Annotated in this window: 20 protein-coding genes and 3 rRNA genes; 13 read left to right on the top strand and 10 right to left on the bottom strand. The window is 52.8% G+C overall.

Translation table 11 applies throughout. The annotated features are described in order from the left end of the window. Positions 1-10: 10 nt before the first annotated feature. The 3 genes from rbsB (at position 11) to rbsR (ending at position 2928) form a co-directional block, all read left to right on the top strand. Complete coding sequence (gene rbsB, locus JLG71_RS27480) at positions 11-901, top strand: ribose ABC transporter substrate-binding protein RbsB (protein WP_004855794.1); 891 nt, start codon at positions 11-13, stop codon at positions 899-901. Positions 902-999: 98 nt separating this feature from the next. Further along, positions 1000-1932, top strand: a complete 933-nt coding sequence (rbsK, locus tag JLG71_RS27475) for a ribokinase (RefSeq protein ID WP_170912107.1) — start codon at positions 1000-1002, stop codon at positions 1930-1932. Between the two features lie 3 nt (positions 1933-1935). Then, positions 1936-2928 carry a ribose operon transcriptional repressor RbsR gene (gene rbsR / locus JLG71_RS27470; protein WP_014227359.1) on the top strand — a complete coding sequence of 331 codons (993 nt, stop codon included), beginning with the start codon at positions 1936-1938 and terminating at the stop codon, positions 2926-2928. Here rbsR and mdtD read toward each other — a convergent pair. Together mdtD and JLG71_RS27460 are read right to left on the bottom strand one after the other, a co-directional pair. Continuing rightward, on the bottom strand, positions 2925-4322 hold the full coding sequence (gene mdtD / locus JLG71_RS27465; protein ID WP_004855800.1) for a multidrug transporter subunit MdtD: 1398 nt from the start codon (positions 4320-4322) through the stop codon (positions 2925-2927). The genes rbsR and mdtD overlap by 4 nt on opposite strands. 12 nt (positions 4323-4334) lie before the next feature. Then, entirely contained in the window at positions 4335-5036 is a 702-nt protein-coding gene (locus JLG71_RS27460) for a FadR/GntR family transcriptional regulator (RefSeq protein WP_004855803.1), read from the bottom strand. A gap of 480 nt (positions 5037-5516) precedes the next feature. Between JLG71_RS27460 and JLG71_RS27455 the strand changes: the two genes are divergently transcribed. From JLG71_RS27455 to rrf, 3 genes are all read left to right on the top strand, one after another. Continuing rightward, positions 5517-7056, top strand: a 16S ribosomal RNA gene (locus tag JLG71_RS27455). A 206-nt stretch (positions 7057-7262) separates the two neighbouring features. Next, positions 7263-10168 (top strand): 23S ribosomal RNA (locus tag JLG71_RS27450). A 107-nt stretch (positions 10169-10275) separates the two neighbouring features. Next, a 5S ribosomal RNA gene (gene rrf / locus JLG71_RS27445) occupies positions 10276-10391 on the top strand. The 16S, 23S and 5S rRNA genes sit together here, the layout of an rRNA operon. Positions 10392-10503: 112 nt before the next feature. On the opposite strand, the gene mobB is transcribed toward rrf, so the two are convergent. Continuing rightward, positions 10504-11022, bottom strand: a complete 519-nt coding sequence (gene mobB / locus JLG71_RS27440) for a molybdopterin-guanine dinucleotide biosynthesis protein MobB (RefSeq protein WP_032693317.1) — start codon at positions 11020-11022, stop codon at positions 10504-10506. Beyond that, positions 11019-11600, bottom strand: a complete 582-nt coding sequence (mobA, locus tag JLG71_RS27435; protein WP_025106519.1) for a molybdenum cofactor guanylyltransferase MobA — start codon at positions 11598-11600, stop codon at positions 11019-11021. The genes mobB and mobA overlap by 4 nt, the downstream gene beginning before the upstream one ends. Positions 11601-11671: 71 nt before the next feature. Between mobA and JLG71_RS27430 the strand changes: the two genes are divergently transcribed. From JLG71_RS27430 to dsbA, 3 genes are all read left to right on the top strand, one after another. Continuing rightward, complete coding sequence (locus JLG71_RS27430; protein WP_004855810.1) at positions 11672-11941, top strand: YihD family protein; 270 nt, start codon at positions 11672-11674, stop codon at positions 11939-11941. A 75-nt stretch (positions 11942-12016) separates the two neighbouring features. Next, a complete protein-coding gene (locus JLG71_RS27425) occupies positions 12017-13003 on the top strand; it encodes a serine/threonine protein kinase (protein WP_032719411.1) in 987 nt (328 codons plus the stop codon). A gap of 27 nt (positions 13004-13030) precedes the next feature. After that, complete coding sequence (gene dsbA / locus JLG71_RS27420) at positions 13031-13654, top strand: thiol:disulfide interchange protein DsbA (protein WP_049084532.1); 624 nt, start codon at positions 13031-13033, stop codon at positions 13652-13654. A gap of 49 nt (positions 13655-13703) precedes the next feature. Here the strand turns inward: dsbA and JLG71_RS27415 are convergent, their stop codons facing one another. Further along, on the bottom strand, positions 13704-14603 hold the full coding sequence (locus JLG71_RS27415) for an acyltransferase (protein WP_025106522.1): 900 nt from the start codon (positions 14601-14603) through the stop codon (positions 13704-13706). A gap of 396 nt (positions 14604-14999) precedes the next feature. Between JLG71_RS27415 and polA the strand changes: the two genes are divergently transcribed. Next, on the top strand, positions 15000-17789 hold the full coding sequence (gene polA, locus JLG71_RS27410) for a DNA polymerase I (protein WP_200913922.1): 2790 nt from the start codon (positions 15000-15002) through the stop codon (positions 17787-17789). 165 nt (positions 17790-17954) lie between these two features. Continuing rightward, positions 17955-18002 carry a spot 42 RNA, inhibition of DNA synthesis gene (locus JLG71_RS28700; RefSeq protein ID WP_071892919.1) on the top strand — a complete coding sequence of 16 codons (48 nt, stop codon included), beginning with the start codon at positions 17955-17957 and terminating at the stop codon, positions 18000-18002. 136 nt (positions 18003-18138) lie between these two features. Here JLG71_RS28700 and yihA read toward each other — a convergent pair whose 3' ends face one another. Continuing rightward, positions 18139-18771: a ribosome biogenesis GTP-binding protein YihA/YsxC gene (gene yihA / locus JLG71_RS27405; RefSeq protein WP_025106524.1), complete on the bottom strand. Its 633-nt coding sequence runs from the start codon at positions 18769-18771 to the stop codon at positions 18139-18141. Positions 18772-19354: 583 nt separating this feature from the next. On the opposite strand from yihA, the gene yihI reads away from it, so the two are divergent. Beyond that, positions 19355-19861 (top strand): Der GTPase-activating protein YihI, encoded by a 507-nt coding sequence (yihI, locus tag JLG71_RS27400; protein ID WP_014227367.1) that lies wholly within the window; start codon positions 19355-19357, stop codon positions 19859-19861. A gap of 188 nt (positions 19862-20049) precedes the next feature. After that, the gene (gene hemN / locus JLG71_RS27395; protein ID WP_116280676.1) at positions 20050-21423 is read left to right on the top strand and encodes an oxygen-independent coproporphyrinogen III oxidase; all 1374 of its coding nucleotides are present in this window, start codon (positions 20050-20052) and stop codon (positions 21421-21423) included. Positions 21424-21459: 36 nt separating this feature from the next. Here the strand turns inward: hemN and JLG71_RS27390 are convergent, their stop codons facing one another. The 4 genes from JLG71_RS27390 to glnA all read right to left on the bottom strand — a co-directional run bounded on the left by JLG71_RS27390 (position 21460) and on the right by glnA (position 25747). After that, positions 21460-21570 (bottom strand): YshB family small membrane protein, encoded by a 111-nt coding sequence (locus JLG71_RS27390; protein ID WP_004855828.1) that lies wholly within the window; start codon positions 21568-21570, stop codon positions 21460-21462. A gap of 111 nt (positions 21571-21681) precedes the next feature. After that, a complete protein-coding gene (glnG, locus tag JLG71_RS27385; protein ID WP_004107350.1) occupies positions 21682-23091 on the bottom strand; it encodes a nitrogen regulation protein NR(I) in 1410 nt (469 codons plus the stop codon). An 8-nt stretch (positions 23092-23099) separates the two neighbouring features. Further along, entirely contained in the window at positions 23100-24149 is a 1050-nt protein-coding gene (gene glnL, locus JLG71_RS27380) for a nitrogen regulation protein NR(II) (protein ID WP_004127098.1), read from the bottom strand. A 188-nt stretch (positions 24150-24337) separates the two neighbouring features. Next, positions 24338-25747: a glutamate--ammonia ligase gene (glnA, locus tag JLG71_RS27375; RefSeq protein ID WP_004127100.1), complete on the bottom strand. Its 1410-nt coding sequence runs from the start codon at positions 25745-25747 to the stop codon at positions 24338-24340. Positions 25748-25900 lie beyond the last annotated feature (153 nt).

Genomic DNA, 25900 nt, shown 5'->3' with positions numbered 1-25900 from the left:
CATCTTAACTATGAATATGAAAAAACTGGCGACCCTGGTCTCTGCTGTAGCGTTAAGTGCGACCGTAAGCGCAAACGCGATGGCAAAAGACACTATCGCTCTGGTTATCTCAACCCTTAACAACCCGTTCTTTGTCTCGCTGAAGGATGGCGCGCAAAAAGAAGCGGACAAACTGGGCTATAACCTGGTGGTTCTGGACTCTCAGAATAACCCGGCCAAAGAGCTGGCTAACGTGCAGGATTTAACCGTTCGTGGTACCAAACTGCTGCTGATCAACCCAACGGATTCCGATGCGGTGGGTAACGCCGTGAAGCTGGCTAACCAGGCTAAAATTCCGGTTATCACCCTCGACCGTCAGGCGTCAAAAGGCGACGTGGTGAGCCATATCGCGTCTGATAATGTGCTGGGCGGTAAGATGGCCGGTGACTATATCGCGAAGAAAGTCGGTGAAAGCGCGAAGATCATTGAACTACAGGGCATTGCCGGGACGTCCGCGGCGCGCGAGCGTGGCGAAGGTTTCCAGCAGGCCGTTGCTGCGCATAAGTTTAACGTTCTGGCCAGCCAGCCGGCAGATTTTGACCGTACCAAGGGCCTGAACGTCATGCAGAACCTGCTGACGGCGCATCCTGATGTACAGGCCGTATTCGCCCAAAACGATGAAATGGCGCTGGGCGCGCTGCGTGCCCTGCAAACGGCAGGCAAATCTGATGTGATGGTTGTTGGATTTGACGGCACTCCGGATGGCGAAAAAGCGGTAAATAGTGGCAAACTGGCAGCGACCATCGCCCAGTTACCGGAACAGATCGGCGTGAAAGGCGTTGAGACAGCCGATAAAGTGCTGAAGGGCGAAAAAGTGGAAACCAGCTATCCGGTTGAGTTGAAACTGGTCATTAAGCAATAATGTGCGATTCGGATCGGCGACGGTCCGAGGGACAACATAATAAAGAAAAGCAGGGCATGCGCCACCGGATTCCGGTGGCGCGCTTTCCGGGAATATTGATTATGAAAACCGCAGGCAAACTTGTCGTCCTTGGCAGTATCAACGCCGATCACATCCTGAATCTTGACGCTTTCCCAACGCCGGGTGAAACCGTTACCGGTCATCACTATCAGGTCGCTTTTGGCGGTAAGGGCGCAAACCAGGCGGTTGCTGCCGGACGCAGCGGAGCCAATATCGCCTTTATCGCCTGTACCGGCGATGATGATATTGGCGAACGCGTTCGTCGTCAGCTGAAAAGCGATAATATCGACGTCGCGCCGATCAGGGCCGTTGCCGGAGAATCAACCGGCGTGGCGCTGATTTTTGTTAACGCTGAAGGTGAGAATACTATCGGTATTCATGCTGGCGCTAACGCCGCGCTCAGCGTGGCTCAGGTTGATGCGGAAAAAGAGCGTATTGCCGGCGCGCAGGCGCTGCTGATGCAGCTGGAATCGCCGCTGGAAAGCGTACTGGCCGCGGCGAAAATCGCTCACCAGAATCAAACCTCAGTTATCCTCAATCCGGCGCCGGCACGTGAACTGCCCGATGATCTGCTCACGCTGGTGGATATCATTACCCCTAACGAGACCGAAGCGGAAAAGCTCACCGGCGTTCGCGTAGAAAGCGACGATGATGCGGCAAAAGCCGCCAAAGTGCTCCATGATAAAGGTATTGGTACGGTGATCATTACGCTTGGCAGCCGTGGCGTATGGGCCAGCAGCGAAGGTGAAGGTCGTCGGGTTCCCGGTTTTAAAGTGCAGGCGGTTGATACCATCGCCGCTGGCGATACCTTTAATGGTGCGCTGGTCACCGCGCTGCTTGAAGGTAGCGAACTGGCGCAGGCGATTCGTTTTGCCCATGCCGCCGCCGCTATCGCCGTCACCCGCAAAGGGGCTCAGCCCTCCGTGCCCTGGCGAAAAGAAATAGACGAATTTTTACGTCAACAGGGGTAACGATTGGCTACCATGAAGGATGTAGCCCGCATTGCGGGCGTTTCCACTTCGACGGTTTCTCATGTCATCAACAAAGATCGTTTCGTTAGCGAAGCTATTACCGCTAAAGTCGACGCCGCGATTAAGAGCCTGAACTACGCGCCGTCCGCGCTGGCGCGCAGTCTCAAATTAAATCAAACCCGCACCATAGGCATGCTCATTACCGCCAGTACCAATCCGTTTTACTCGGAGCTGGTGCGCGGCGTGGAGCGCAGCTGCTTTGAACGGGGTTATAGCCTTGTGCTGTGTAATACCGAAGGCGATGAACAGCGGATGAACCGTAATCTGGAGACGCTGATGCAAAAGCGCGTCGATGGTTTACTGCTGCTGTGCACTGAAACGCATCAACCTTCGCCGGAGATTATGCAGCGCTACCCTTCTGTACCGACGGTGATGATGGACTGGGCGCCGTTCGACGGCGATAGCGATCTGATTCAGGATAACTCTCTGCTGGGCGGCGATATGGCGACGCAGTATCTGATCGACCAGGGCTATACGCGGATTGCCTGTATTGCGGGTCCGCTGGATAAAACTCCTGCCCGACTGCGCCTGGAGGGATATCAGGAAGCGATGGCCCGAGCCGGACTCACGGTACCTGAAGGATATGTGATTAGCAGCGATTTTGAGTTTGGCGGCGGTTTCAGCGCCATGCAGAAGCTGCTGATGCTGCCAGCGCTGCCGCAGGCGGTGTTTATCGGTAACGATGCGATGGCGGTAGGCGCCTATCAGGCCCTTTATCAGAGCGGTCTGCGTATCCCACAGGATATGGCGCTGGTAGGTTATGACGACATTGAACTGGCGCGCTATATGACGCCGCCGTTAACCACAATTCATCAACCGAAAGATGAACTGGGCGAGCTGGCCATCGATGTGCTGATTCACCGTATGGCCGACCCGGGACAAAAACAGCAGCGCGTACAGTTAACCCCCGAGCTGGTAGTTCGCGGCTCAGCCTAACGTTTGTGCCGCTCCTTAATCAGGTTGCGGCCATCTTTTGCTCTTAATAAGGTAAATACCAGCGCCGATACCACGGTGATAACCCCCATGGTAATAAAGGTGTAGTGAAACTGCTCGATGGTATTTGCGCTATCGAATCCTTCATAAAACCGCAGCACCGCCGCGCTAACGGCGACCCCGAGACTGATCGATAGCTGCTGCGTCACGGCCAACATGCTGTTGCCGCTGCTGGCGTTTTCATCGGTTAAATCGGCGAGCGTGATGGTGTTCATGGAGGTGAACTGGGTGGACATTGCCATTCCCAGAATGAAGAGCGGCAGCAGCAGCATCCAGATCGACATATCCGGCGATTGCAGCGAAAACTGAGCGATCATCAGGCCAATAAATATCGTGACCCCAACCAGCGTTTTACGGTAACCAAACCAGCGAAGAATCTGGGTGACGGTTGATTTCGCAATAATCGAACCAATAGCCGTAGGCGCTATCATGCAGCCGGCGACGATCGCCGGATAACCGAAGCCAACCTGTAACATCAGCGGCATCAGGAACGGAACGCAACCGGTACCCAGGCGCGTGGCCAGGTTTCCCGCAATCCCGACAGAGAAAGTATGCGTCTTGAATAAAGAAAGCGAAATGAGCGGCGTGGGATGGCGGCGAGCGTGACGAATATAGGCCCACAGTAAAACGATGCTCAGGGCGATAACCGCCAGAGCCATCCATGTGGCGACAATTTTCTCGCCAAACAGCTCGATTCCGCTGGAAAACAGAACCAGGCTCAGGCCAAACAGGATAAAACCGAGCGTGTCGAAGCGGCGCCGTGGCGTGGTGAAATCCGGCATATACTTGCGGGCATACACGATCCCGATAATACCGATGGGAATATTAATCAGGAAAATCCAGTGCCAGCTGGCCCAGGTCACCAGTACGCCGCCGAGCACGGGACCGAGGATAGGGCCGACCAGTCCAGGCATCGTGACGAAGTTGAGCACCGGCAGCAGTTCGCTGCGCGGATAGGCGCGCAGTAGCGCCAGCCTGGCTACCGGCATCATCATGGCCCCGCCGATGCCCTGAATGACGCGGAAGATAACCAGTTCCATCAGGGAGTTGGAAAGCGCGCAGGCCAGGGAACCGAGGGTAAACAGGCTGACGGCGATGATAAACACTTTTCGCGTGCCGAAGCGGTCGGCCAGCCAACCGCTGACCGGGATAAGCATGGCCACCGTCAGCGTATAGCTGATAATGGCCGACTGCATCGCTAGCGGTGAACGGTTGAGACTATGGGCGATAGCGGGAAGGGCTGTATTCAGAATGGTGGCGTCGAGCGCCTGCATAAAAAAAGCCATCGCTGCGATCCATGGCAGCCCGGCCATACTGCGGGCTTTCTTTTTGGTCATTCGATACCCTTGCTATTTATCGGAATGGTTGGGAGCGCTCAACAACGCCTGGCAGGCGCTCAGCGCCCGCAAGCCGTCGCTATCCAGAATGGCATCAACGATTGCCTGGTGCAGATCCAGTTTCACCACTTCATTCTGCGTAATCGACGTGAAGTAGGTGTGATAGACCGAATGAAATAAAGAAGCGAAAGAGATCAGGAAAGGGTTGCCGCTCATTTCATATATATGTTCATGCCAGGCCATATCGACTTCAATCCAGCGTTCGCGCTGAAAGTTCCTCTTCAGCTCAACCATCTCCTCCATCAAAGCGTTGAGCTGGGCTTTTTGCTCCGGCGTCCCTGAGGTTGACGCCAGGAAACAGGCTTGAGGTTCCAGACTGCCGCGCATCACGAGGAAATGGCTGACAACATCGGAGAAGTTATCTTCTGTTAACCACCAGGCCAGGAGTTCTTTATCGAGAAAGTTCCAGCTGCTGCGTGGCATCACCCGCGTTCCGATGCGCGGTCGTGGTAAAAGCATGCCTTTTGCCGCTAGCGTCTTCACCGCTTCACGCACGGCGGTGCGGCTCACGCCAAACTGCTCGCCCAGTTCCATCTCGCCTGGAAGGATACTTTCTGGCTGATATTCACCGGTCAAAATTTTTTGAGCCAGCTTCTCCGCTAATACCCAGGAGATATTCTTTTGTGCCGCCAACTGCTGTGCGCTTAAAGACATACGTGCCGTTCCTTTCTCTTTTTTACCTTACCAGTATGCCATCTGGCGGCTTACTTCGTTGGTTAAAACGGCAAAACGCCGGTTTTTTGCTACATTACGCGCCGTAATGATGAAAAAAGAGGCGGTTAAAAAGTTTTTTGCATTTAGCCCTTGTCACTTCGGAATAACTCCCTATAATGCGCCTCCACTGACACGGAACAACGGCTTACAGCCCGCCGGGTCAGCGGGATTCAGCGATGAATACCGGCAGAGAAAAGCGGAAATAATCGCTTGACTCTGAATGAGGAAAACGTATTATACGGGACCTCGCGACAGAGCGCTGAAGCGCGTCGCAACTGCTCTTTAACAATTTATCAGACAATCTGTGTGGGCACTCAAAGTGACATGGATTCTTAATGTCTTCGGACAATAAATGAATACCAAGTCTCTGAGTGAACATACGTAATTCATTACGAAGTTTAATTCACGAGCATCAAACTTAAATTGAAGAGTTTGATCATGGCTCAGATTGAACGCTGGCGGCAGGCCTAACACATGCAAGTCGAACGGTAGCACAGAGAGCTTGCTCTCGGGTGACGAGTGGCGGACGGGTGAGTAATGTCTGGGAAACTGCCTGATGGAGGGGGATAACTACTGGAAACGGTAGCTAATACCGCATAACGTCGCAAGACCAAAGAGGGGGACCTTCGGGCCTCTTGCCATCAGATGTGCCCAGATGGGATTAGCTAGTAGGTGGGGTAACGGCTCACCTAGGCGACGATCCCTAGCTGGTCTGAGAGGATGACCAGCCACACTGGAACTGAGACACGGTCCAGACTCCTACGGGAGGCAGCAGTGGGGAATATTGCACAATGGGCGCAAGCCTGATGCAGCCATGCCGCGTGTATGAAGAAGGCCTTCGGGTTGTAAAGTACTTTCAGCGGGGAGGAAGGCGGTAAGGTTAATAACCTTGTCGATTGACGTTACCCGCAGAAGAAGCACCGGCTAACTCCGTGCCAGCAGCCGCGGTAATACGGAGGGTGCAAGCGTTAATCGGAATTACTGGGCGTAAAGCGCACGCAGGCGGTCTGTCAAGTCGGATGTGAAATCCCCGGGCTCAACCTGGGAACTGCATTCGAAACTGGCAGGCTGGAGTCTTGTAGAGGGGGGTAGAATTCCAGGTGTAGCGGTGAAATGCGTAGAGATCTGGAGGAATACCGGTGGCGAAGGCGGCCCCCTGGACAAAGACTGACGCTCAGGTGCGAAAGCGTGGGGAGCAAACAGGATTAGATACCCTGGTAGTCCACGCTGTAAACGATGTCGACTTGGAGGTTGTTCCCTTGAGGAGTGGCTTCCGGAGCTAACGCGTTAAGTCGACCGCCTGGGGAGTACGGCCGCAAGGTTAAAACTCAAATGAATTGACGGGGGCCCGCACAAGCGGTGGAGCATGTGGTTTAATTCGATGCAACGCGAAGAACCTTACCTACTCTTGACATCCAGAGAACTTAGCAGAGATGCTTTGGTGCCTTCGGGAACTCTGAGACAGGTGCTGCATGGCTGTCGTCAGCTCGTGTTGTGAAATGTTGGGTTAAGTCCCGCAACGAGCGCAACCCTTATCCTTTGTTGCCAGCGATTCGGTCGGGAACTCAAAGGAGACTGCCAGTGATAAACTGGAGGAAGGTGGGGATGACGTCAAGTCATCATGGCCCTTACGAGTAGGGCTACACACGTGCTACAATGGCATATACAAAGAGAAGCGACCTCGCGAGAGCAAGCGGACCTCATAAAGTATGTCGTAGTCCGGATTGGAGTCTGCAACTCGACTCCATGAAGTCGGAATCGCTAGTAATCGTGGATCAGAATGCCACGGTGAATACGTTCCCGGGCCTTGTACACACCGCCCGTCACACCATGGGAGTGGGTTGCAAAAGAAGTAGGTAGCTTAACCTTCGGGAGGGCGCTTACCACTTTGTGATTCATGACTGGGGTGAAGTCGTAACAAGGTAACCGTAGGGGAACCTGCGGTTGGATCACCTCCTTACCTTAAAGAACCTGCCTTTGTAGTGCTCACACAGATTGTCTGATAAATGATGAATTTCAAAATGTACTGTGAAGTGCATTGTGAAATTTTGCTCTTTAAAAATCTGGATCAAGCTGAAAATTGAAACGACACACAGTTAATGTGTGTTCGAGTCTCTCAAATTTTCGCGACACGATGATGTTTTACGAAACATCTTCGGGTTGTGAGGTTAAGCGACTAAGCGTACACGGTGGATGCCCTGGCAGTCAGAGGCGATGAAGGACGTGCTAATCTGCGAAAAGCGTCGGTAAGGTGATATGAACCGTTACAGCTGGCGATGTCCGAATGGGGAAACCCAGTGCAATTCGTTGCACTATCGTTTGATGAATACATAGTCAAACGAGGCGAACCGGGGGAACTGAAACATCTAAGTACCCCGAGGAAAAGAAATCAACCGAGATTCCCCCAGTAGCGGCGAGCGAACGGGGAGCAGCCCGGAGTCTGAATCAGCTTGTGTGTTAGTGGAAGCGTCTGGAAAGTCGCAGGGTACAGGGTGATACTCCCGTACACTAAAGCACACAGGTTGTGAACTCGAAGAGTAGGGCGGGACACGTGGTATCCTGTCTGAATATGGGGGGACCATCCTCCAAGGCTAAATACTCCTGACTGACCGATAGTGAACCAGTACCGTGAGGGAAAGGCGAAAAGAACCCCGGCGAGGGGAGTGAAAAAGAACCTGAAACCGTGTACGTACAAGCAGTAGGAGCCTCCTTGTGGGGTGACTGCGTACCTTTTGTATAATGGGTCAGCGACTTATATTCTGTAGCAAGGTTAACCGTATAGGGGAGCCGCAGGGAAACCGAGTCTTAACTGGGCGTTAAGTTGCAGGGTATAGACCCGAAACCCGGTGATCTAGCCATGGGCAGGTTGAAGGTTGGGTAACACTAACTGGAGGACCGAACCGACTAATGTTGAAAAATTAGCGGATGACTTGTGGCTGGGGGTGAAAGGCCAATCAAACCGGGAGATAGCTGGTTCTCCCCGAAAGCTATTTAGGTAGCGCCTCGTGAACTCATCTTCGGGGGTAGAGCACTGTTTCGGCTAGGGGGTCATCCCGACTTACCAACCCGATGCAAACTACGAATACCGAAGAATGTTATCACGGGAGACACACGGCGGGTGCTAACGTCCGTCGTGAAGAGGGAAACAACCCAGACCGCCAGCTAAGGTCCCAAAGTCATGGTTAAGTGGGAAACGATGTGGGAAGGCCCAGACAGCCAGGATGTTGGCTTAGAAGCAGCCATCATTTAAAGAAAGCGTAATAGCTCACTGGTCGAGTCGGCCTGCGCGGAAGATGTAACGGGGCTAAACCATGCACCGAAGCTGCGGCAGCGACACTATGTGTTGTTGGGTAGGGGAGCGTTCTGTAAGCCGTTGAAGGTGGCCTGTGAGGGTTGCTGGAGGTATCAGAAGTGCGAATGCTGACATAAGTAACGATAATGCGGGTGAAAAACCCGCACGCCGGAAGACCAAGGGTTCCTGTCCAACGTTAATCGGGGCAGGGTGAGTCGACCCCTAAGGCGAGGCCGAAAGGCGTAGTCGATGGGAAACAGGTTAATATTCCTGTACTCGGTGTTACTGCGAAGGGGGGACGGAGAAGGCTATGTTGGCCGGGCGACGGTTGTCCCGGTTTAAGCATGTAGGCGGATGTTCCAGGTAAATCCGGAACGTTATTAACGCTGAGGTGTGATGACGAGGCACTACGGTGCTGAAGTGACAAATGCCCTGCTTCCAGGAAAAGCCTCTAAGCATCAGGTAACATCAAATCGTACCCCAAACCGACACAGGTGGTCAGGTAGAGAATACCAAGGCGCTTGAGAGAACTCGGGTGAAGGAACTAGGCAAAATGGTGCCGTAACTTCGGGAGAAGGCACGCTGATGGTAGGTGAAGCGACTTGCTCGTGGAGCTGAAATCAGTCGAAGATACCAGCTGGCTGCAACTGTTTATTAAAAACACAGCACTGTGCAAACACGAAAGTGGACGTATACGGTGTGACGCCTGCCCGGTGCCGGAAGGTTAATTGATGGGGTTATCCGTAAGGAGAAGCTCTTGATCGAAGCCCCGGTAAACGGCGGCCGTAACTATAACGGTCCTAAGGTAGCGAAATTCCTTGTCGGGTAAGTTCCGACCTGCACGAATGGCGTAATGATGGCCAGGCTGTCTCCACCCGAGACTCAGTGAAATTGAACTCGCTGTGAAGATGCAGTGTACCCGCGGCAAGACGGAAAGACCCCGTGAACCTTTACTATAGCTTGACACTGAACACTGGTCCTTGATGTGTAGGATAGGTGGGAGGCTTTGAAGTGTGGACGCCAGTCTGCATGGAGCCATCCTTGAAATACCACCCTTTAATGGCTGGTGTTCTAACGTGGGCCCCTAATCGGGGTTGCGGACAGTGTCTGGTGGGTAGTTTGACTGGGGCGGTCTCCTCCTAAAGAGTAACGGAGGAGCACGAAGGTCAGCTAATCCTGGTCGGACATCAGGAGGTTAGTGCAATGGCATAAGCTGGCTTGACTGCGAGCGTGACGGCGCGAGCAGGTGCGAAAGCAGGTCATAGTGATCCGGTGGTTCTGAATGGAAGGGCCATCGCTCAACGGATAAAAGGTACTCCGGGGATAACAGGCTGATACCGCCCAAGAGTTCATATCGACGGCGGTGTTTGGCACCTCGATGTCGGCTCATCACATCCTGGGGCTGAAGTAGGTCCCAAGGGTATGGCTGTTCGCCATTTAAAGTGGTACGCGAGCTGGGTTTAGAACGTCGTGAGACAGTTCGGTCCCTATCTGCCGTGGGCGCTGGAGAATTGAGGGGGGCTGCTCCTAGTACGAGAGGACCGGAGTGGACGCATCACTGGTGTTCGGGTTGTCATGCCAATGGCATTGCCCGGTAGCTAAATGCGGAAGAGATAAGTGCTGAAAGCATCTAAGCACGAAACTTGCCCCGAGATGAGTTCTCCCTGACTCCTTGAGAGTCCTGAAGGAACGTTGAAGACGACGACGTTGATAGGCCGGGTGTGTAAGCGCAGCGATGCGTTGAGCTAACCGGTACTAATGAACCGTGAGGCTTAACCTTACAACGCCGAAGATGTTTTGGCGGATTTGAGAAGACAACAATTTCAGCTTAGATTACAGATTTTCGGGAACGAAAGATAAAAGATTCGTTTCTGACAACAGAATTTGCCTGGCGGCACTAGCGCGGTGGTCCCACCTGACCCCATGCCGAACTCAGAAGTGAAACGCCGTAGCGCCGATGGTAGTGTGGGGTCTCCCCATGTGAGAGTAGGGAACTGCCAGGCATCAAACAAGTGAAGAGCCCATCCTGACGGATGGGCTTTTTGCGTTTTTGTCGTCTGAAACTATCAGCAGATGCCTTCAGAAGGCGCGATCATGGCTATATCTCTGCAATAACTATCGGTCCTCGTTAAACCCCTTTAACCACTGCATAATAAAAGCGGCTATTTGCGGGACATCATTTAAATCTAACAGTGGAAGCGATGTCTCGACCGGCGTATCGCTGGCTATGGCAATCACGTCATCGTCATAAACTAATTCTTCAATACTATGCCCGCTGTTTTGCCGAAAAAGCAGGATTTTGGGCACAGCTTCATGCTTAAAACCCTCAACCAGGACTAAATCTAACGTTGATGCATCCATTCGGCTAACCAGCCATTCCAGATCCAGCGGAGGCTCTTCGGGTGTTTCCGTCATTAATGCCCAACGCTGGGAGCTGGCGACAATCGTCTGAGCCGCTCCGGCTTTACGCAGTTCATAGCTGTCTTTACCGGGTTTATCCACGTCCATATCGTGATGAGTATGTTTAATTAGCCCTGGCCGTAAGCCTTCCGCGCGCAGTGCCGGAATCAGCGACTTCAGTAGGGTGGTTTTACCTGTACCGCTCCAGGCTGCGATGGCTAAAAGCGGAATCATGATGGCACCTGCATACGTTGCAAATCGTCGAGAGTATTGACGTTAATAAATGCTGATTTTACATCGCTAAAATCGACGCTATGACCGCCAATTTTGCGCAGAAATACCATTACCCGTCTTTCTCCTGCGGCCAGATACGTTTCCAGTTCGCCGATCGCCTCGCGATTCACCAGAGCAATGGCCGGATGGTCACGTTCACCATCGTGTACCCAAACGGCTGGAGAGGATTTTCTCTGCTGTATTAAGCGCGTCGCCAGAAATGATGGGATAAATGGCGTATCACAGGGACAAAACAGAAACCACTCGCCCTCAACCTGATGCATTACGGAAAGCATGCCGGCCAACGGCCCGGGAAAGTCGTTCAGAGAGTCGGTAATAATCGGGTAGCCGCTGCTTCGCCAGCAATCAAGATTGCGGTTAGCGCTAATTACCAGCTTTGTAACCTGCGGCTGCAGCGCATCGGCGACATGACGCCACAGGGCTTTACCTTTCAGCAGCTGTAATCCTTTATCTATTCCTCCCATGCGCGAGCCTCTTCCTCCCGCCAGCACGACGCCGGTTATGACCTTGCCCTGCATATTAATATCGCCTCTTTCATTGTGGGATTGTCCCTGCTAACGTATTCCTATCAAGAGTAAGGAGCATTGCTATGAAATGTAAACGTCTGAATGAAGTCATTGAACTCCTCCAGCCAGCCTGGCAGAAAGAACCCGAGCTGAATTTAATGCAATTTTTGCAAAAACTGGCGAAAGAGGCCGGATACACCGGTGAGTTGAACGATCTCTCCGACGATATTCTGATTTATCATCTGAAGATGCGCGACTCGGCAAAAGAAGCCGTTATTCCCGGGATTCAGAAAGATTATGAAGAAGATTTTAAAACCGCGCTGCTACGCGCTCGCGGCGTGATTAAAGAGTAAAAGGTTGTAAGCGCTGCCGCGGAATCGGCAATGAGATGATATCCTGTATCATTCGTACGATTATCGGATGTCAGGATGCACGATAAGGCTTTCACTTTTCAGACGCTTCACCCGGATACCATCATTGATGGCTTATTTGATCTGGGAATGCGGGTGGACTCCGGTCTCACTCCGCTTAATAGCTATGAGAACCGGGTTTACCAGTTTCAGGACGAAGATCGTCGCCGCTATGTGGTGAAGTTCTATCGTCCTGAGCGCTGGTCCGCCCAGCAGATCCTCGAAGAACATCAGTTTTCCCTCCAGCTCGTGCAGGACGAAGTCCCTGTAGCGGCGCCGTTGTCGTTTAACAACAGTACCCTTCATCAGCATCAGGGATTCTTTTTCGCCGTATTCCCAAGCCTGGGTGGACGTCAGTTTGAGGCGGATAACCTCGATCAGATGGAATGGGTTGGGCGCTACCTTGGCCGTCTGCATCAAACTGGACGCAAACAGCGTTTTGTCGCGCGTCCGGAGATAGGGACGAATGAGTATCTTCTTGAGCCACGCCAGGTCTTTGAGCTTTCCCCGCTGATACCTGCAGGTCTGAAAGAGGCTTTTCTCAGCGCTACCGATAAGCTGATTGATGCGGTAATGGCGCAATGGCACGGACGCGCCAATATTTTACGGTTACACGGTGATTGCCATGCGGGAAACATCCTCTGGCGCGATGGGCCACTGTTTGTTGATTTAGATGATTCACGTAATGGACCTGCTATCCAGGATCTGTGGATGTTGTTGAACGGCGATAAAGCCGAACAACGGATGCAGCTTGAGATGATCATTGAAGCGTATGAAGAGTTCAGCGCTTTCAATACCGATGAAATTGCCCTCATCGAACCTTTACGTGCAATGCGGTTAGTTTATTATCTGGCGTGGTTATTAAGGCGCTGGGAAGATCCCGCTTTTCCTAAAAACTTCCCGTGGTTAACCGGGGAAGATTACTGGCGCGGGCAGACAACAACTTTTCTTGAGCAGGTAAAGGTTCTGCAGGAACCGCCTCTTCAGTTAACGCCAATGTATTAATGTGATATATCCAGGAGAGAATTAATCATGAAAAAAATTTGGCTGGCGCTGGCTGGTATGATTCTGGCTTTCAGTGCATCCGCTGCCCAGATCACCGACGGTAAGCAGTATATTACCCTCGATAAGCCCGTTGCCGGTGAGCCGCAGGTGCTCGAGTTTTTCTCGTTCTACTGCCCGCATTGCTATCAGTTTGAGGAAGTTCTTCATGTATCAGATAACGTGAAGAAAAAGCTGCCTGAAGGCGTCAAAATGACGAAATACCACGTTGAGTTCCTGGGTCCGTTAGGCAAGGATCTGACTCAGGCGTGGGCCGTTGCGATGGCGCTGGGTGTGGAAGATAAAATTACCGTGCCGATGTTTGAAGCGGTACAGAAAAACCAGACCGTCCAGACCGTGGCCGACATCCGTAAGGTCTTCGTTGACGCCGGCGTTAAAGGTGAAGATTACGATGCAGCCTGGAACAGCTTCGTGGTGAAATCCCTGGTGGCTCAGCAAGAGAAAGCCGCCGCTGATTTCCAGCTGCAGGGCGTGCCGGCTATGTACGTTAACGGTAAATACCAGCTTAACCCGCAGGGTATGGATACCAGCAACATGGACGCATTTGTTGCCCAGTATGCCGATGCCGTTAAGCAGCTCGTTGAGAAGAAATAAAAAATAAACGCCGGTTACTGACCGGCGTTTTTCTTTTCTGCGCCCACAATTATTTCTCTGCCTGCTGCATTATTTCCGTTAGCTGCCGATCTTTCTCTTCCCAAAGCCTGTTTAGCCAGCGCTGAAAGCGTCGCTTAAAGTTTTTGTCATTTACATAATCGCCGTGCAGCTCTTCCGTCACAGGTTCAAGACTGACTCTCACCACAATCCGCGTCAATCGGCCGCTCAGCATGTCATAAAACGGCTTTTGGTTGTTTTCCGGATAGCATAACGTGACGTTCAAAAGCTTATCAAACTGCGAGCCGAGCACGCTTAATGCCATGGCAATACCCGCAGCCTTTGGCGATAACAGATTCTGGTAAGGCGAACGGGCCTGCTGTTGCTTTTCTTCCGTGAAACGAGAGCCTTCGACAAAGTTAACAATCGTTGTTGGATGCGCGCGGAATTTCTCGCAGGAGCGGCGAGTGGTTTCAACATCTTTGCCCCGGCGTTCTGGATGGCGGAGTAAGTAGCCTCGGGAATAGCGGCGCATAAAAGGCATATCCAGCGCCCAGCAGGCCAGCCCAATAAACGGCACCCAGGCGAGCTGTTGCTTGAGGAAATATTTATTCATCGGGATATGTTTGCGAAACAGCACGCAAAGCACCACGATATCTGCCCAGCTATGGTGGTTGCTGATGAGCAGATACCAGTTTTTCTTATTCAGGCCATCCAGGCCCTGTATATCCCATTTAAGCCAGGGATTAAGAGGCAGCAGCAGAGCCAGCCCTTCACACCAGCAGTACATCATGAAATTGCAAAAAACGGATATCGAGCGCCAGACCGCAGGAATAGGCACAAGAAGTTTAATCAGCCCGGCGACGATGATTGGCACCGAGCAGATTATGGTGACTATGATAGTCAGGGCGATACTCAGCGGGAGCGTTATCGCGGCGAGTAATCTCGACATAGTTAATTTATTCAGAAAGTTAGATTGACAAAGAACGCGTTTAAACGGCGCAAGAGGCTGATTTTACCAGAAAATAGCGTAAATAACGGGTCTTACCAGAACAGAAAAATTTTCGGATCTTATATCCACATGGAACATTGAGTCGCCATGGTGTTATTAAAGCAAATTATGCGTGTATAACTTAATGATAAATATGAAATAATTTGTTTATGGATGATTTAATTAACGATTGTTTGGCTGTCGTTATAAAAATATTCACAAAGTTATCCACAGGATAGCCCATAACGCGATCGAAAGGATCGCAGAATCTTTTCGACGAAATGCGGGAAAAATTCAGGATTTAATGCCCGTCTGTGGCATCCTTTACCGATAATCTGATAAACAGGCACGGAAATTATGGTTCAGATCCCAGAAAAACCTCTCATCCTCGTTGACGGCTCCTCTTACCTTTATCGGGCATATCACGCGTTCCCCCCGCTGACGAATAGCGCTGGTGAACCGACAGGCGCAATGTATGGCGTGCTGAATATGCTGCGAAGCCTGATCCTGCAGTATCAACCGACCCACGCTGTCGTCGTGTTTGATGCCAAGGGGAAGACTTTCCGTGATGAACTGTTTGAGCACTATAAATCTCATCGCCCGCCGATGCCGGACGATCTGCGTGCGCAGATCGAGCCGCTGCATGCCATGGTAAAAGCGATGGGCCTGCCGCTAATGGCTGTTCCTGGCGTAGAAGCCGATGATGTCATCGGTACCCTGGCGCGTGAAGCTGAAAAGGTCGGGCGTCCGGTACTGATTAGCACCGGCGATAAAGATATGGCCCAGCTGGTTACGCCGGGTATTACGCTGATTAACACCATGACCAACACTATCCTTGGCCCCGATGAAGTGGTGACGAAATACGGCGTACCACCGGAGCTGATCATCGATTTTCTGGCCCTGATGGGAGATTCATCGGACAATATTCCAGGCGTACCTGGCGTGGGAGAAAAGACAGCGCAGGCGTTACTGCAGGGGCTGGGTGGTCTTGATACGTTATACGCTGAGCCTGAAAAAATCGCTGGGCTGACCTTCCGCGGCGCAAAAACGATGGCCGCAAAGCTGGAACAGAATAAAGAGGTGGCGTACCTCTCTTATCAGCTGGCGACGATCAAAACGGACGTTGAGCTGGAGCTGGGCTGTGAAGATTTGCTGGTTGCGCAACCCGTCGCTGATGAACTGCTCACGCTGTTTAAAAAATATGAATTCAAACGCTGGATCACCGATGTAGAGTCCGGCAAGTGGATGCAGGCAAAAGGCGCTAAGCCTGCGGCGAAGGCGGTTGTAGCGGTGGCTGACGTGGCCGATGCGGAGGAGGAAACCGCGACGGCGCTCTCTTCTGAAAATTATGTCACGATCCTTGATGAAGAAACGTTGTTGACCTGGGTTGAGAGCCTGAAGAAAGCGCCGCTTTTTGCCTTTGATACCGAAACTGACAGCCTCGATAACGTATCCGCCAATATGGTTGGCTTATCCTTCGCCATTGAGCCTGGCGTTGCGGCCTATGTACCGGTTGCCCATGATTATCTGGATGCACCGGATCAGATCCCGCGCGACCGTGTCCTTGAGCTGCTGAAACCGCTACTGGAAGATGACAAAGTTCTGAAGGTTGGGCAAAACCTCAAATATGACCGCGGTATCCTGGCTAACTACGGCATTGAACTGCGCGGTATTGCCTTTGATACCATGCTGGAATCCTACATTCTTGACAGCGTGGCGGGCCGCCATGATATGGATAGCCTCTCCGATCGCTGGCTGAAGCACAAAACCATTACCTTTGAAGAGATAGCGGGTAAAGGTAAAAACCAGCTCACCTTCAATCAGATCGCGCTGGAAGAAGCGGGCCGCTACGCGGCGGAAGATGCCGATGTCACGCTGCAGCTGCACCTCAAAATGTGGCCTGAACTTCAGCAAAATGAAGGCCCGCTGAACGTCTTTAAAAATATTGAAATGCCGCTGGTGCCGGTGCTATCCCGCGTGGAGCGTAACGGGGTGAAGATTGATCCGGCCGTGCTGCATGCGCATTCTCAGGAGATAGCCAAACGCCTGATTGAGCTGGAGAAGAAGGCGTATGATATCGCGGGTGAGGAGTTTAACCTCTCTTCGCCGAAGCAGCTGCAAACCATCCTGTTTGAAAAACAAGGTATTAAGCCGCTGAAGAAAACCCCGGGCGGCGCGCCGTCTACCTCGGAAGAGGTGCTGGAAGAGCTGGCGCTGGACTATCCGCTGCCGAAAGTCATCCTCGAGTATCGTGGTCTGGCAAAACTCAAATCCACCTATACCGATAAGCTGCCGCTGATGATCAGCCCGAAAACGGGCCGGGTTCACACCTCTTATCACCAGGCGGTTACGGCAACGGGACGTTTGTCGTCTACAGACCCGAACCTGCAGAACATTCCGGTGCGCAACGAAGAAGGGCGGCGTATCCGTCAGGCGTTTATTGCTCCGGAAGATTATCTCATTGTCTCTGCCGACTACTCGCAAATTGAACTGCGCATCATGGCGCATCTTTCCCGCGACAAGGGCCTGCTGACCGCGTTTGCGGAAGGGAAGGATATCCACCGCGCGACGGCGGCAGAGGTCTTTGGTTTGCCGCTGGAGAGCGTCAGCAGCGAACAGCGCCGCAGCGCGAAGGCGATCAACTTCGGCCTGATTTACGGCATGAGCGCATTCGGCCTTGCGCGCCAGCTCAATATTCCACGCAAAGAAGCGCAAAAGTATATGGATCTCTACTTTGAGCGCTATCCGGGCGTGCTGGAGTATATGGAGCGCACCCGCACCCAGGCCAAAGAGCAGGGGTATGTTGAAACGCTTGATGGCCGTCGTCTCTACCTGCCGGACATCAAATCCAGCAACGGCGCGCGCCGCGCCGGTGCCGAGCGTGCGGCGATCAATGCGCCGATGCAGGGAACCGCTGCCGACATTATTAAGCGCGCGATGATCGCCGTAGATAGCTGGTTATTAAGCGAAAAACCGCGCGTGCGGATGATTATGCAGGTACACGATGAACTGGTCTTTGAAGTGCATAAAGACGACCTTGAGGCGGTTGCGAAAAAGATCCACGAACTGATGGAAAGCAGCACGACGCTGGCGGTTCCGCTGCTGGTGGAAGTGGGTAGTGGAGAAAACTGGGATCAAGCGCACTAAGTATTCGGTAAGGAAGGTCATTTCTTGTAAGTGAGTAACATAACTTATCGCATTTTGTGATGATCATTTGAATTTGCTATGTAAAGAGTGAAAAAAAACTACAAAAAATGCTTTATCCGTAACCGAAAGAAGAGTAGAGTTAAAGACGTAGGGTACAGAGGTAAGATGTTCTATCTTTCAGACCTTTTACTTCACGTAATCGGATTTGGCTGAATATTTTAGCCGCCCCGGTCATTTATGACCGGGGCGTTTTTTATTGCGCGAAAGAAAATTTTTTGCGTATCGATGCTGATGAGGCGGGCTACCCGGATAGAGCCACACGCGCCGCTATCCGGAGAAGTTAGCGAGATTATTCGCCTTCTTCAGAGGCTTCCTGAGGAGGGATATCGTTATACCAGCTATCCAGCTTCTGCCGTAGTTTATCCACGCCCTGCTTCTTCAGGGAAGAAAACGCTTCGACCTGCACATCTCCGTTAAAGGCGGTGACCGCTTCACGAACCATGGCGATCTGCGCTTTTCGCGCGCCGCTGGCCAGCTTATCGGCTTTGGTTAGCAGCACCAGTACCGGGATATCGCTTTCCACCGCCCATTGGATCATCTGCTGATCGAGATCTTTAAGCGGATGACGAATATCCATCAACACAACCAGTCCTTTCAGACAGAGGCGTTTCTCCAGATATTCACCCAGCGCGCGCTGCCACTTGATTTTCATCTCTTCCGGAACCTGGGCATATCCATAGCCCGGCAGGTCGACCAGGCGCTTGCCTTCAGCGACTTCAAACAGGTTAATAAGCTGCGTACGGCCTGGCGTCTTCGAAGTACGCGCGAGGCTTTTCTGGTTAGTCAGCGTGTTCAGCGCGCTGGATTTCCCGGCGTTAGAGCGGCCAGCAAAGGCCACTTCAATACCGGTATCGGCAGGAAGATGGCGGATATCTGGCGCGCTAGTGACAAAATGCGTCAGTTGATAATTCCAGTTGGTCAAGACGGTCGTCTCCGTTAAATCAGGCTTTGACGGGGATTATACCTGAACAACAGAAAAAGGCTGTTTTTACCGCACCTCATCGCTGTAAGTTAAAACCACAGTCTTTGTGAGACATTGGCTATTGGTTATATGAGAAATTCATGAGAAAAGTCTGATTAAAAATAATACAAAGTTATATAAATCATTGCGTTAAAATGAAAGAAAATTCTGAAACTCGTTTTTTTTCTGTACAGTCGGTTGTAGGTTTCCCGCAAACCAGTAAAGTAGCGGTCAAGGGCGAGGATGCTAACAGGATTATGACTCAGGATGAGGAGTCAGGAAGCGCCAGGAGGCGAGGACTACGGATTGTCAGGATGACAAACGTCTGGAGACGTTTTAAAAGGAAATGGATGTAACAGGGATCGTTGGTAGCTAAAGGAAAGACAGGGTGTGTCGTTAGCTAACATGGAAAGTAGAAGCCCATTAAGGGTTGTCAGTGCGGAAAAAGGCGACAGAGTAATCTGTCGCCTTTTTTCTTTGCTTGCTTTCTGCTAGATTCCGCCTCAATTCTATACTGAAGAAAACGGCCTGAAGATTACACAACATGAAAAAACCGACATCCGTACCTCGCGGCAAAAAAAATCGCAAAACGCGTGAAGAATTGAACCAGGAAGCCCGCGAGCGCAAGCATCAGAAGAAGCATCGTGGCCACGCGGCAGGAAGTCGTGCGACCGGCGGCGACACCGCTTCAGCAGGTAAAAAACAAGGTCAGCAGCAAGATCCCCGAATTGGCAGTAAAAAACCAATCCCGCTGGGCGTAACTGAGAATGCTCCGGCGATTAAGCAGCATAAACCAAAGAGCGAGAAACCTATGCTTTCACCGCAGGCTGAGCTGGATTTGCTGGAGAACGATGAGCGCCTGGACGCGCTGCTGGAACGTCTGGAAGAGGGCGGTACCCTGAATGCTGAAGAGCAAGCCTGGGTTGACGCTAAGCTGGATCGTATTGATGAGCTGATGCAGCAGTTGGGCCTCTCATACGATGATGACGAAGATGAAGAAGAGGAAGAGCGCAAAGAAGATATGATGCGCCTGCTGAAGGGTGGAAACTAACGTTTGCACCCCATCGGATTCCCGGTCCTGCTTATAACCCTTCTGGTTATATGTTATCTGCTGTGGTTATTCGTTAAACTACGACGGTTGTCGCGGCGTCAGAAATGGCTGCGCAACCGGCTCATTACCCGAGGTGCGGTTGGGCCGGGGCGGCGTACCCGCCGACGGTACCATCGGAAGGAGTGAGCATGTCTGTGCAGTTAATCGACTGGGATCTGGCCCTGATCCAGAAATATAACTATTCCGGGCCGCGTTATACTTCGTATCCCACCGCGCTGGAGTTTTCTCCAGAATTTGGCGCCGCTGAATTTGATGCGGCGGTAGCCCGCTATCCGCAGCGTCCCCTCTCGCTGTACGTGCATATCCCGTTTTGCCATAAACTCTGCTATTTCTGCGGCTGCAACAAAATCGTCACCCGTCAGCAGCATAAGGCCGACCAGTATCTGGATGTGCTTGAGCAGGAGATTATTCATCGCGCGCCGCTTTTTGCTGGCCGCAAAGTTAATCAGCTGCACTGGGGCGGCGGTACGCCAACCTATTTAAACAAGGCGCAAATTAGTCGTCTGATGGGGCTGCTGCGTACCCATTTCAATTTTAACGCGGATGCAGAGATCTCCATTGAGGTTGATCCGCGCGAAATCGAACTCGATGTCCTGGATCATTTACGCCTCGAAGGCTTTAATCGCCTGAGTATGGGCGTGCAGGACTTCAACAAAGAAGTGCAGCGCCTGGTGAACCGCGAGCAGGATGAAGCGTTTATCTTCGCGCTACTCAACCACGCGCGCGATGTCGGCTTTACCTCTACCAATATCGACCTGATTTACGGTCTGCCGAAGCAAACGCCGCAGAGCTTCGCGTATACGCTACAGAAAGTGGCGGAGCTCAACCCCGATCGTCTGAGCGTATTCAACTATGCGCATCTGCCAACGCTCTTTGCTGCGCAGCGCAAAATCAAAGACGCCGATCTGCCTTCTGCAGAACAGAAGCTGGACATTCTTCAGGAGACGATTGTTTCGCTGACGGCCGCGGGATATCAGTTTATCGGCATGGACCACTTTGCCCGTCCGGATGATGAGCTGGCGATAGCCCAGCGTGAAGGTATCCTGCATCGTAACTTCCAGGGGTATACCACCCAGGGAGACACCGATCTGCTGGGGATGGGCGTCTCGGCGATCAGCATGATTGGCGATTGCTATGCGCAGAACCAGAAAGAGCTGAAGCAGTATTATCAGCAGGTTGATGAAACCGGAACGGCGCTCTGGCGCGGTATTGCGTTGACGCGCGATGACTGCATTCGTCGCGACGTGATTAAGGCGCTAATTTGTCACTTCCGTCTCGACTTCGCTGCGGTAGAAGCGCAGTGGGATCTTACCTTCGATAGCTACTTTGCCGACGATATGAAATTGCTGGCACCGCTGGCCAAAGATGGGCTGGTGGAGGTGGATGAGAAGGGCATTCAGGTGACGCCGAAAGGCCGGCTGCTGATACGCAATATCTGCATGTGTTTTGATACGTATCTGCGCCAGAAAGCGCGGATGCAGCAGTTTTCCCGCGTGATATAAAGCATACCCCCACTCCAGGAAGGAGCGGGGGTATTATCAGCTAAACAGCCCAACCATCGCCGCGCACAGAACGGCAGCTACCGCCGTCTGCGGCGTATGACCCGCTGCAACACCGCTCGATATAATATTAATAAATGATTCAAGCATGATTTCTCCCCCGTCTTTCCGGGCAAGATCATACTCAACGCATGGCAACAGTAAAGTACAAAATAGCAGCAGTTTGCGCTGGATGACTATTTTTTACTCGCCGCCGCGCTGCTACTCCATTCCCAGCTCTTTTAGCTTACGCGTCAGGGTATTACGACCCCAGCCCAGCAGGCGAGCCGCCTCTTGTTTATGTCCCTGCGTGTGGCGTAACGCGGTGGTCAGCAGCGTGCGCTCCATCTCCGGCTGCGCTTCCGAGAGCAGGTTTTGATGACCGGAACGCAAAGCGCGATCGGCCCATTGCCCCAGCAGCGTGGCCCAGCTATCCGGCAGCATTTGCGTCGGGTTATCCGGTATCGCCGTTTCAAACAGCTCGCTGGGAAGATCCTGCGTCAGAACCTCCTGACCTGCGGCCATTACCGTCAGCCAGCGACAGGTGTTTTCCAGCTGACGTACGTTGCCCGGCCATGCCAGTCGGGTTAACGCCATCTCCGTCTCCGGATGCAGCTGTTTGGCCTCGACGCCCAGCTCACGGGCGGCGATTTGCAGGAAATGTCTCGCCAGTCGCGGGATATCTTCCCGACGCTCGCGCAGCGGCGGCAGATGGACGCGAATCACGTTCAGGCGGTGGAATAAATCCTCGCGGAATTTTCCTTCCTGGACGCGCAGCTCAAGGTTCTGGTGGGTGGCGGCAATAATGCGTACATCCACCTTCACCGGCGCATAGCCCCCCACGCGATAAAACTGGCCATCGGCCAGTACGCGCAGCAGACGTGTCTGTACGTCCAGCGGCATATCGCCGATCTCGTCGAGGAACAGCGTGCCGCCGTCTGCCTGCTCGAAACGCCCCTGGCGCACGGTATTGGCGCCGGTAAAGGCCCCTTTCTCGTGGCCAAACAGTTCTGACTCAATCAGATCTTTCGGAATGGCCGCCATATTTAGCGCGATAAACGGTGCCTTGGCGCGCGGGCTGTGGCGGTGGAGAGCGTGGGCAACCAGCTCTTTACCGGTACCGGACTCGCCGTTGATCAGTACGCTGATTGATGAACGCGACAGGCGGCCGATAATGCGGAAGACGTCCTGCATGGCCGGCGCTTCGCCGATGATATCGGCCGTTGGGCTATTAATCGGCGCATTACGCGGCTGCTGCTGTTCCTGGTAATGGCTAATGGCACGATCAACCAGCGCCACCGCTTCATCGATATCAAACGGTTTCGGCAGATAATCAAAGGCGCCCTGCTGATAGGCGCTGACCGCCGCGTCAAGATCCGAATGCGCCGTCATTATGATGACCGGGAGCATCGGATGGCGCTGTTTAATTTGCTTTAGCAGCGCCAGTCCGTCCATTCCCGGCATGCGGATATCAGACAGCAGCACATCCGGGGTTTTGGTCGTGAGGGCATCAAGCACCTCGTTGCCGCTTTCAAACGTCGTACAACTTAAGCCTGCCCCGGTGAGCGCGCGTTCAAGCACCCAACGGATGGAGCTATCGTCGTCAACGATCCATGCTATCCCTCGTTGCATAAACACCTCTACTTCCGAATAGGCAGGTACACCGAGAATTCGGTATGCCCTGGCCAACTGGTAAATTCAATTTTGCCGGAGTGCTGATCGATAAGGCTGCGGGCGATAGACAGCCCGAGCCCGGTGCCGCCTTCGCGCCCGCTCACCATCGGATAAAACAGCGTATCCTGTAAGTGAGACGGTATTCCCGGACCGTTATCTTCAACGTCGATACGCGCAGCGAGGCGGTAGCGCACGCCGTGCAGGGTTAACTGAAAGGCCGTACGGGTGCGCAGAGTGATTTCGCCGCCCTCCGGTCCCAGAGCCTGCAGCGCATTACGGACGATATTCAGCAGCACCTGTTCAATTTGGTCCGGGTCGTGCGGCAGTTCTGGCAGGCTGGGGTCATAGTCGCGAACCAGCTTGACGTTATCCGGCAGCTCCATCGACACAAGCTTTACCACCCGCTCAGCGACCTTGTGGATGCTTTCTGTTACGTGCATTCCGGGATGCTGTGGTCCCAGCAGACGGTCAACCAGATTTCTTAACCGATCGGCCTGTTCAATAATGACTTTGGTATATTCCATTAGCGCAGGATCGGGCAGCGCTTTGCTCAGCAGCTGTGCCGCGCCGCGCAGACCGCCCAGCGGATTTTTAATCTCGTGGGCCAGGCCACGCACTAAGTCGCGAGCGGCAATCTGCTGTGCGTGCTGTAGCTGCTCCTGGCTCAGACGGCGCTGATTATCCATCGGCGCCATTTCCAGCAGGATATAGCCTTCAGGCAGGCGTTGCGCCGTCAGGGAAAGGATGTGCGAGCGGCCATCAATGACCAGCGTCACTTCGTTATCGGTAAACCCTTGACCCGCAGCGAGGCTCTCCTGCATGAGGCCGATATTCAGCGAGAAATAGCTCAACAGCTCCGGCAGCGGCGTGCCGAATAATTTACGCGAACTTTGCGCCAGCAGCTGCTGCGCCGCCGGGTTCGCGTAATGCACCGCCAGGTCGTCATCGACCAGTAAGATACTGTTGATTAAAGAGTTAAGGATCTGCCCAGCATCGGGCAGTGTGCCTGTTGCCATTCGACAGTCTCCTGAAAATGAGTGCACTATTTTAGTGCAGTATAGCTTTTTATGTATAAAAAGCTCATGAGATCAGCGTGTTGGTGGAGAAAAAAGCCCATCCTGAGATGGGCTGAAAGTTTCCACGGCAACAAAACATCCTTGGTATCCCACGCCACAACACGGAATACCGCGGATTTACAGCAAAATTAGACGCTGTAGTACAGCTCGAACTCAACCGGGTGCGGAGTCATACGTACGCGGTCGTTTTCTTCAATACGCAGGGCGATGTAAGCATCGATAGCGTCGTTGGTGAATACGCCACCGGCGGTCAGGAATTCACGGTCTGCGTCCAGCGCGTTCAGTGCTTCTTCCAGAGAACCTGCAACCTGTGGGATCTCTTTCGCTTCTTCCGGCGGCAGATCGTACAGGTTTTTATCCATGGCTTCGCCCGGATGGATTTTGTTCTTGATACCGTCAAGGCCAGCCATCAGCAGCGCAGCGAAGCACAGGTACGGGTTAGCCGCCGGGTCCGGGAAGCGAACTTCGATACGGCGCGCTTTCGGAGAGGTGACAACCGGAATACGGATAGACGCGGAACGGTTACGGGCAGAGTAAGCCAGCATAACCGGCGCTTCGTAACCCGGGACCAGACGCTTGTAGGAGTTGGTGGTCGGGTTAGCCAGGGCATTAATCGCTTTAGCGTGTTTGATAACGCCGCCGATGTAGTACAGCGCTTGTTCAGACAGGCCTGCGTATTTGTCGCCAGAGAACAGGTTTACGCCGTTCTTGGAGAGGGACATGTGGCAGTGCATACCGGAACCGTTATCGCCAAACATCGGTTTTGGCATGAAGGTCGCGGTTTTGCCGAAACGGTGTGCGACGTTGTGCACAACGTATTTGTAAATCTGAATTTCGTCCGCTTTTTTGGTCATGGTGTTAAAGCGGGTAGCGATTTCGTTCTGACCCGCAGTCGCCACTTCGTGGTGGTGAGCTTCAACAACCAGGCCCATCTCTTCCATGATCATACACATGGTGGAGCGGATATCCTGAGAGGAGTCTACCGGCGGAACCGGGAAGTAACCGCCTTTCACGCCCGGACGGTGGCCTTTGTTGCCGCCTTCGTATTTGGTGGAGGAGTTCCATGCGCCTTCGATATCATCGATAGCAACGTGGGAACCGGAGATGGACGCACCAAAACGGATGTCGTCGAACAGGAAGAATTCTGGTTCTGGCCCGAACAGTACGGTGTCAGCCAGGCCGGTAGAGCGCAGATACTCTTCAGCGCGCTTAGCAATGGAGCGCGGGTCACGGTCATAGCCTTGCAGCGTGCCGGGTTCCAGGATGTCGCAGCGGATGATCAGCGTCGGTTCTTCATAGAACGGATCGATCAGCGCGGTAGTTGCATCCGGCATCAGGACCATGTCGGATTCGTTAATACCTTTCCAGCCGCCAATCGAGGAGCCATCAAACATTTTGCCTTCTTCGAAGAATTCGGCATTTACCTGATGAGAAGGAATAGTAACGTGCTGTTCTTTACCTTTGGTATCGGTGAAGCGCAGATCGACAAACTTCACTTCATGCTCGTTCAGCATCGTCAAAACGTGTTCAGCGGACATACTTAAACTCTCCCGGATTGGTCATTGTCGTCGTGGAAACGAAAACTTTTTAACTACGAAAAGTGGCGTTGTTGCCTTAAAAAATATAAAGCGAAATCTGTGCCAACTTTTAAATTGCCCCCAAAAGGCGTTATCATGCACATCATCGTGCAA

Origin of the sequence: Klebsiella michiganensis (assembly GCF_015139575.1) — a bacterium.
Lineage (GTDB): Bacteria > Pseudomonadota > Gammaproteobacteria > Enterobacterales > Enterobacteriaceae > Klebsiella > Klebsiella michiganensis.
Note: the sequence above shows the minus strand (reverse complement) of the source record. Positions and strands in the feature narration are given on the sequence as shown.

Coding starts and splice junctions, on each gene's coding strand:
- rbsB (WP_004855794.1), top strand. CDS start 11: ATGAATATGAAAAAACTGGCGACCCTGGTCTCTGCTGTAGCGTTAAGT.
- mdtD (WP_004855800.1), bottom strand. CDS start 4,322: ATGACCAAAAAGAAAGCCCGCAGTATGGCCGGGCTGCCATGGATCGCA.
- JLG71_RS27460 (WP_004855803.1), bottom strand. CDS start 5,036: ATGTCTTTAAGCGCACAGCAGTTGGCGGCACAAAAGAATATCTCCTGG.
- mobB (WP_032693317.1), bottom strand. CDS start 11,022: ATGATTCCGCTTTTAGCCATCGCAGCCTGGAGCGGTACAGGTAAAACC.
- mobA (WP_025106519.1), bottom strand. CDS start 11,600: ATGCAGGGCAAGGTCATAACCGGCGTCGTGCTGGCGGGAGGAAGAGGC.
- JLG71_RS27430 (WP_004855810.1), top strand. CDS start 11,672: ATGAAATGTAAACGTCTGAATGAAGTCATTGAACTCCTCCAGCCAGCC.
- JLG71_RS27425 (WP_032719411.1), top strand. CDS start 12,017: ATGCACGATAAGGCTTTCACTTTTCAGACGCTTCACCCGGATACCATC.
- dsbA (WP_049084532.1), top strand. CDS start 13,031: ATGAAAAAAATTTGGCTGGCGCTGGCTGGTATGATTCTGGCTTTCAGT.
- JLG71_RS27415 (WP_025106522.1), bottom strand. CDS start 14,603: ATGTCGAGATTACTCGCCGCGATAACGCTCCCGCTGAGTATCGCCCTG.
- polA (WP_200913922.1), top strand. CDS start 15,000: ATGGTTCAGATCCCAGAAAAACCTCTCATCCTCGTTGACGGCTCCTCT.
- yihI (WP_014227367.1), top strand. CDS start 19,355: ATGAAAAAACCGACATCCGTACCTCGCGGCAAAAAAAATCGCAAAACG.
- hemN (WP_116280676.1), top strand. CDS start 20,050: ATGTCTGTGCAGTTAATCGACTGGGATCTGGCCCTGATCCAGAAATAT.
- JLG71_RS27390 (WP_004855828.1), bottom strand. CDS start 21,570: ATGCTTGAATCATTTATTAATATTATATCGAGCGGTGTTGCAGCGGGT.
- glnG (WP_004107350.1), bottom strand. CDS start 23,091: ATGCAACGAGGGATAGCATGGATCGTTGACGACGATAGCTCCATCCGT.
- glnL (WP_004127098.1), bottom strand. CDS start 24,149: ATGGCAACAGGCACACTGCCCGATGCTGGGCAGATCCTTAACTCTTTA.
- glnA (WP_004127100.1), bottom strand. CDS start 25,747: ATGTCCGCTGAACACGTTTTGACGATGCTGAACGAGCATGAAGTGAAG.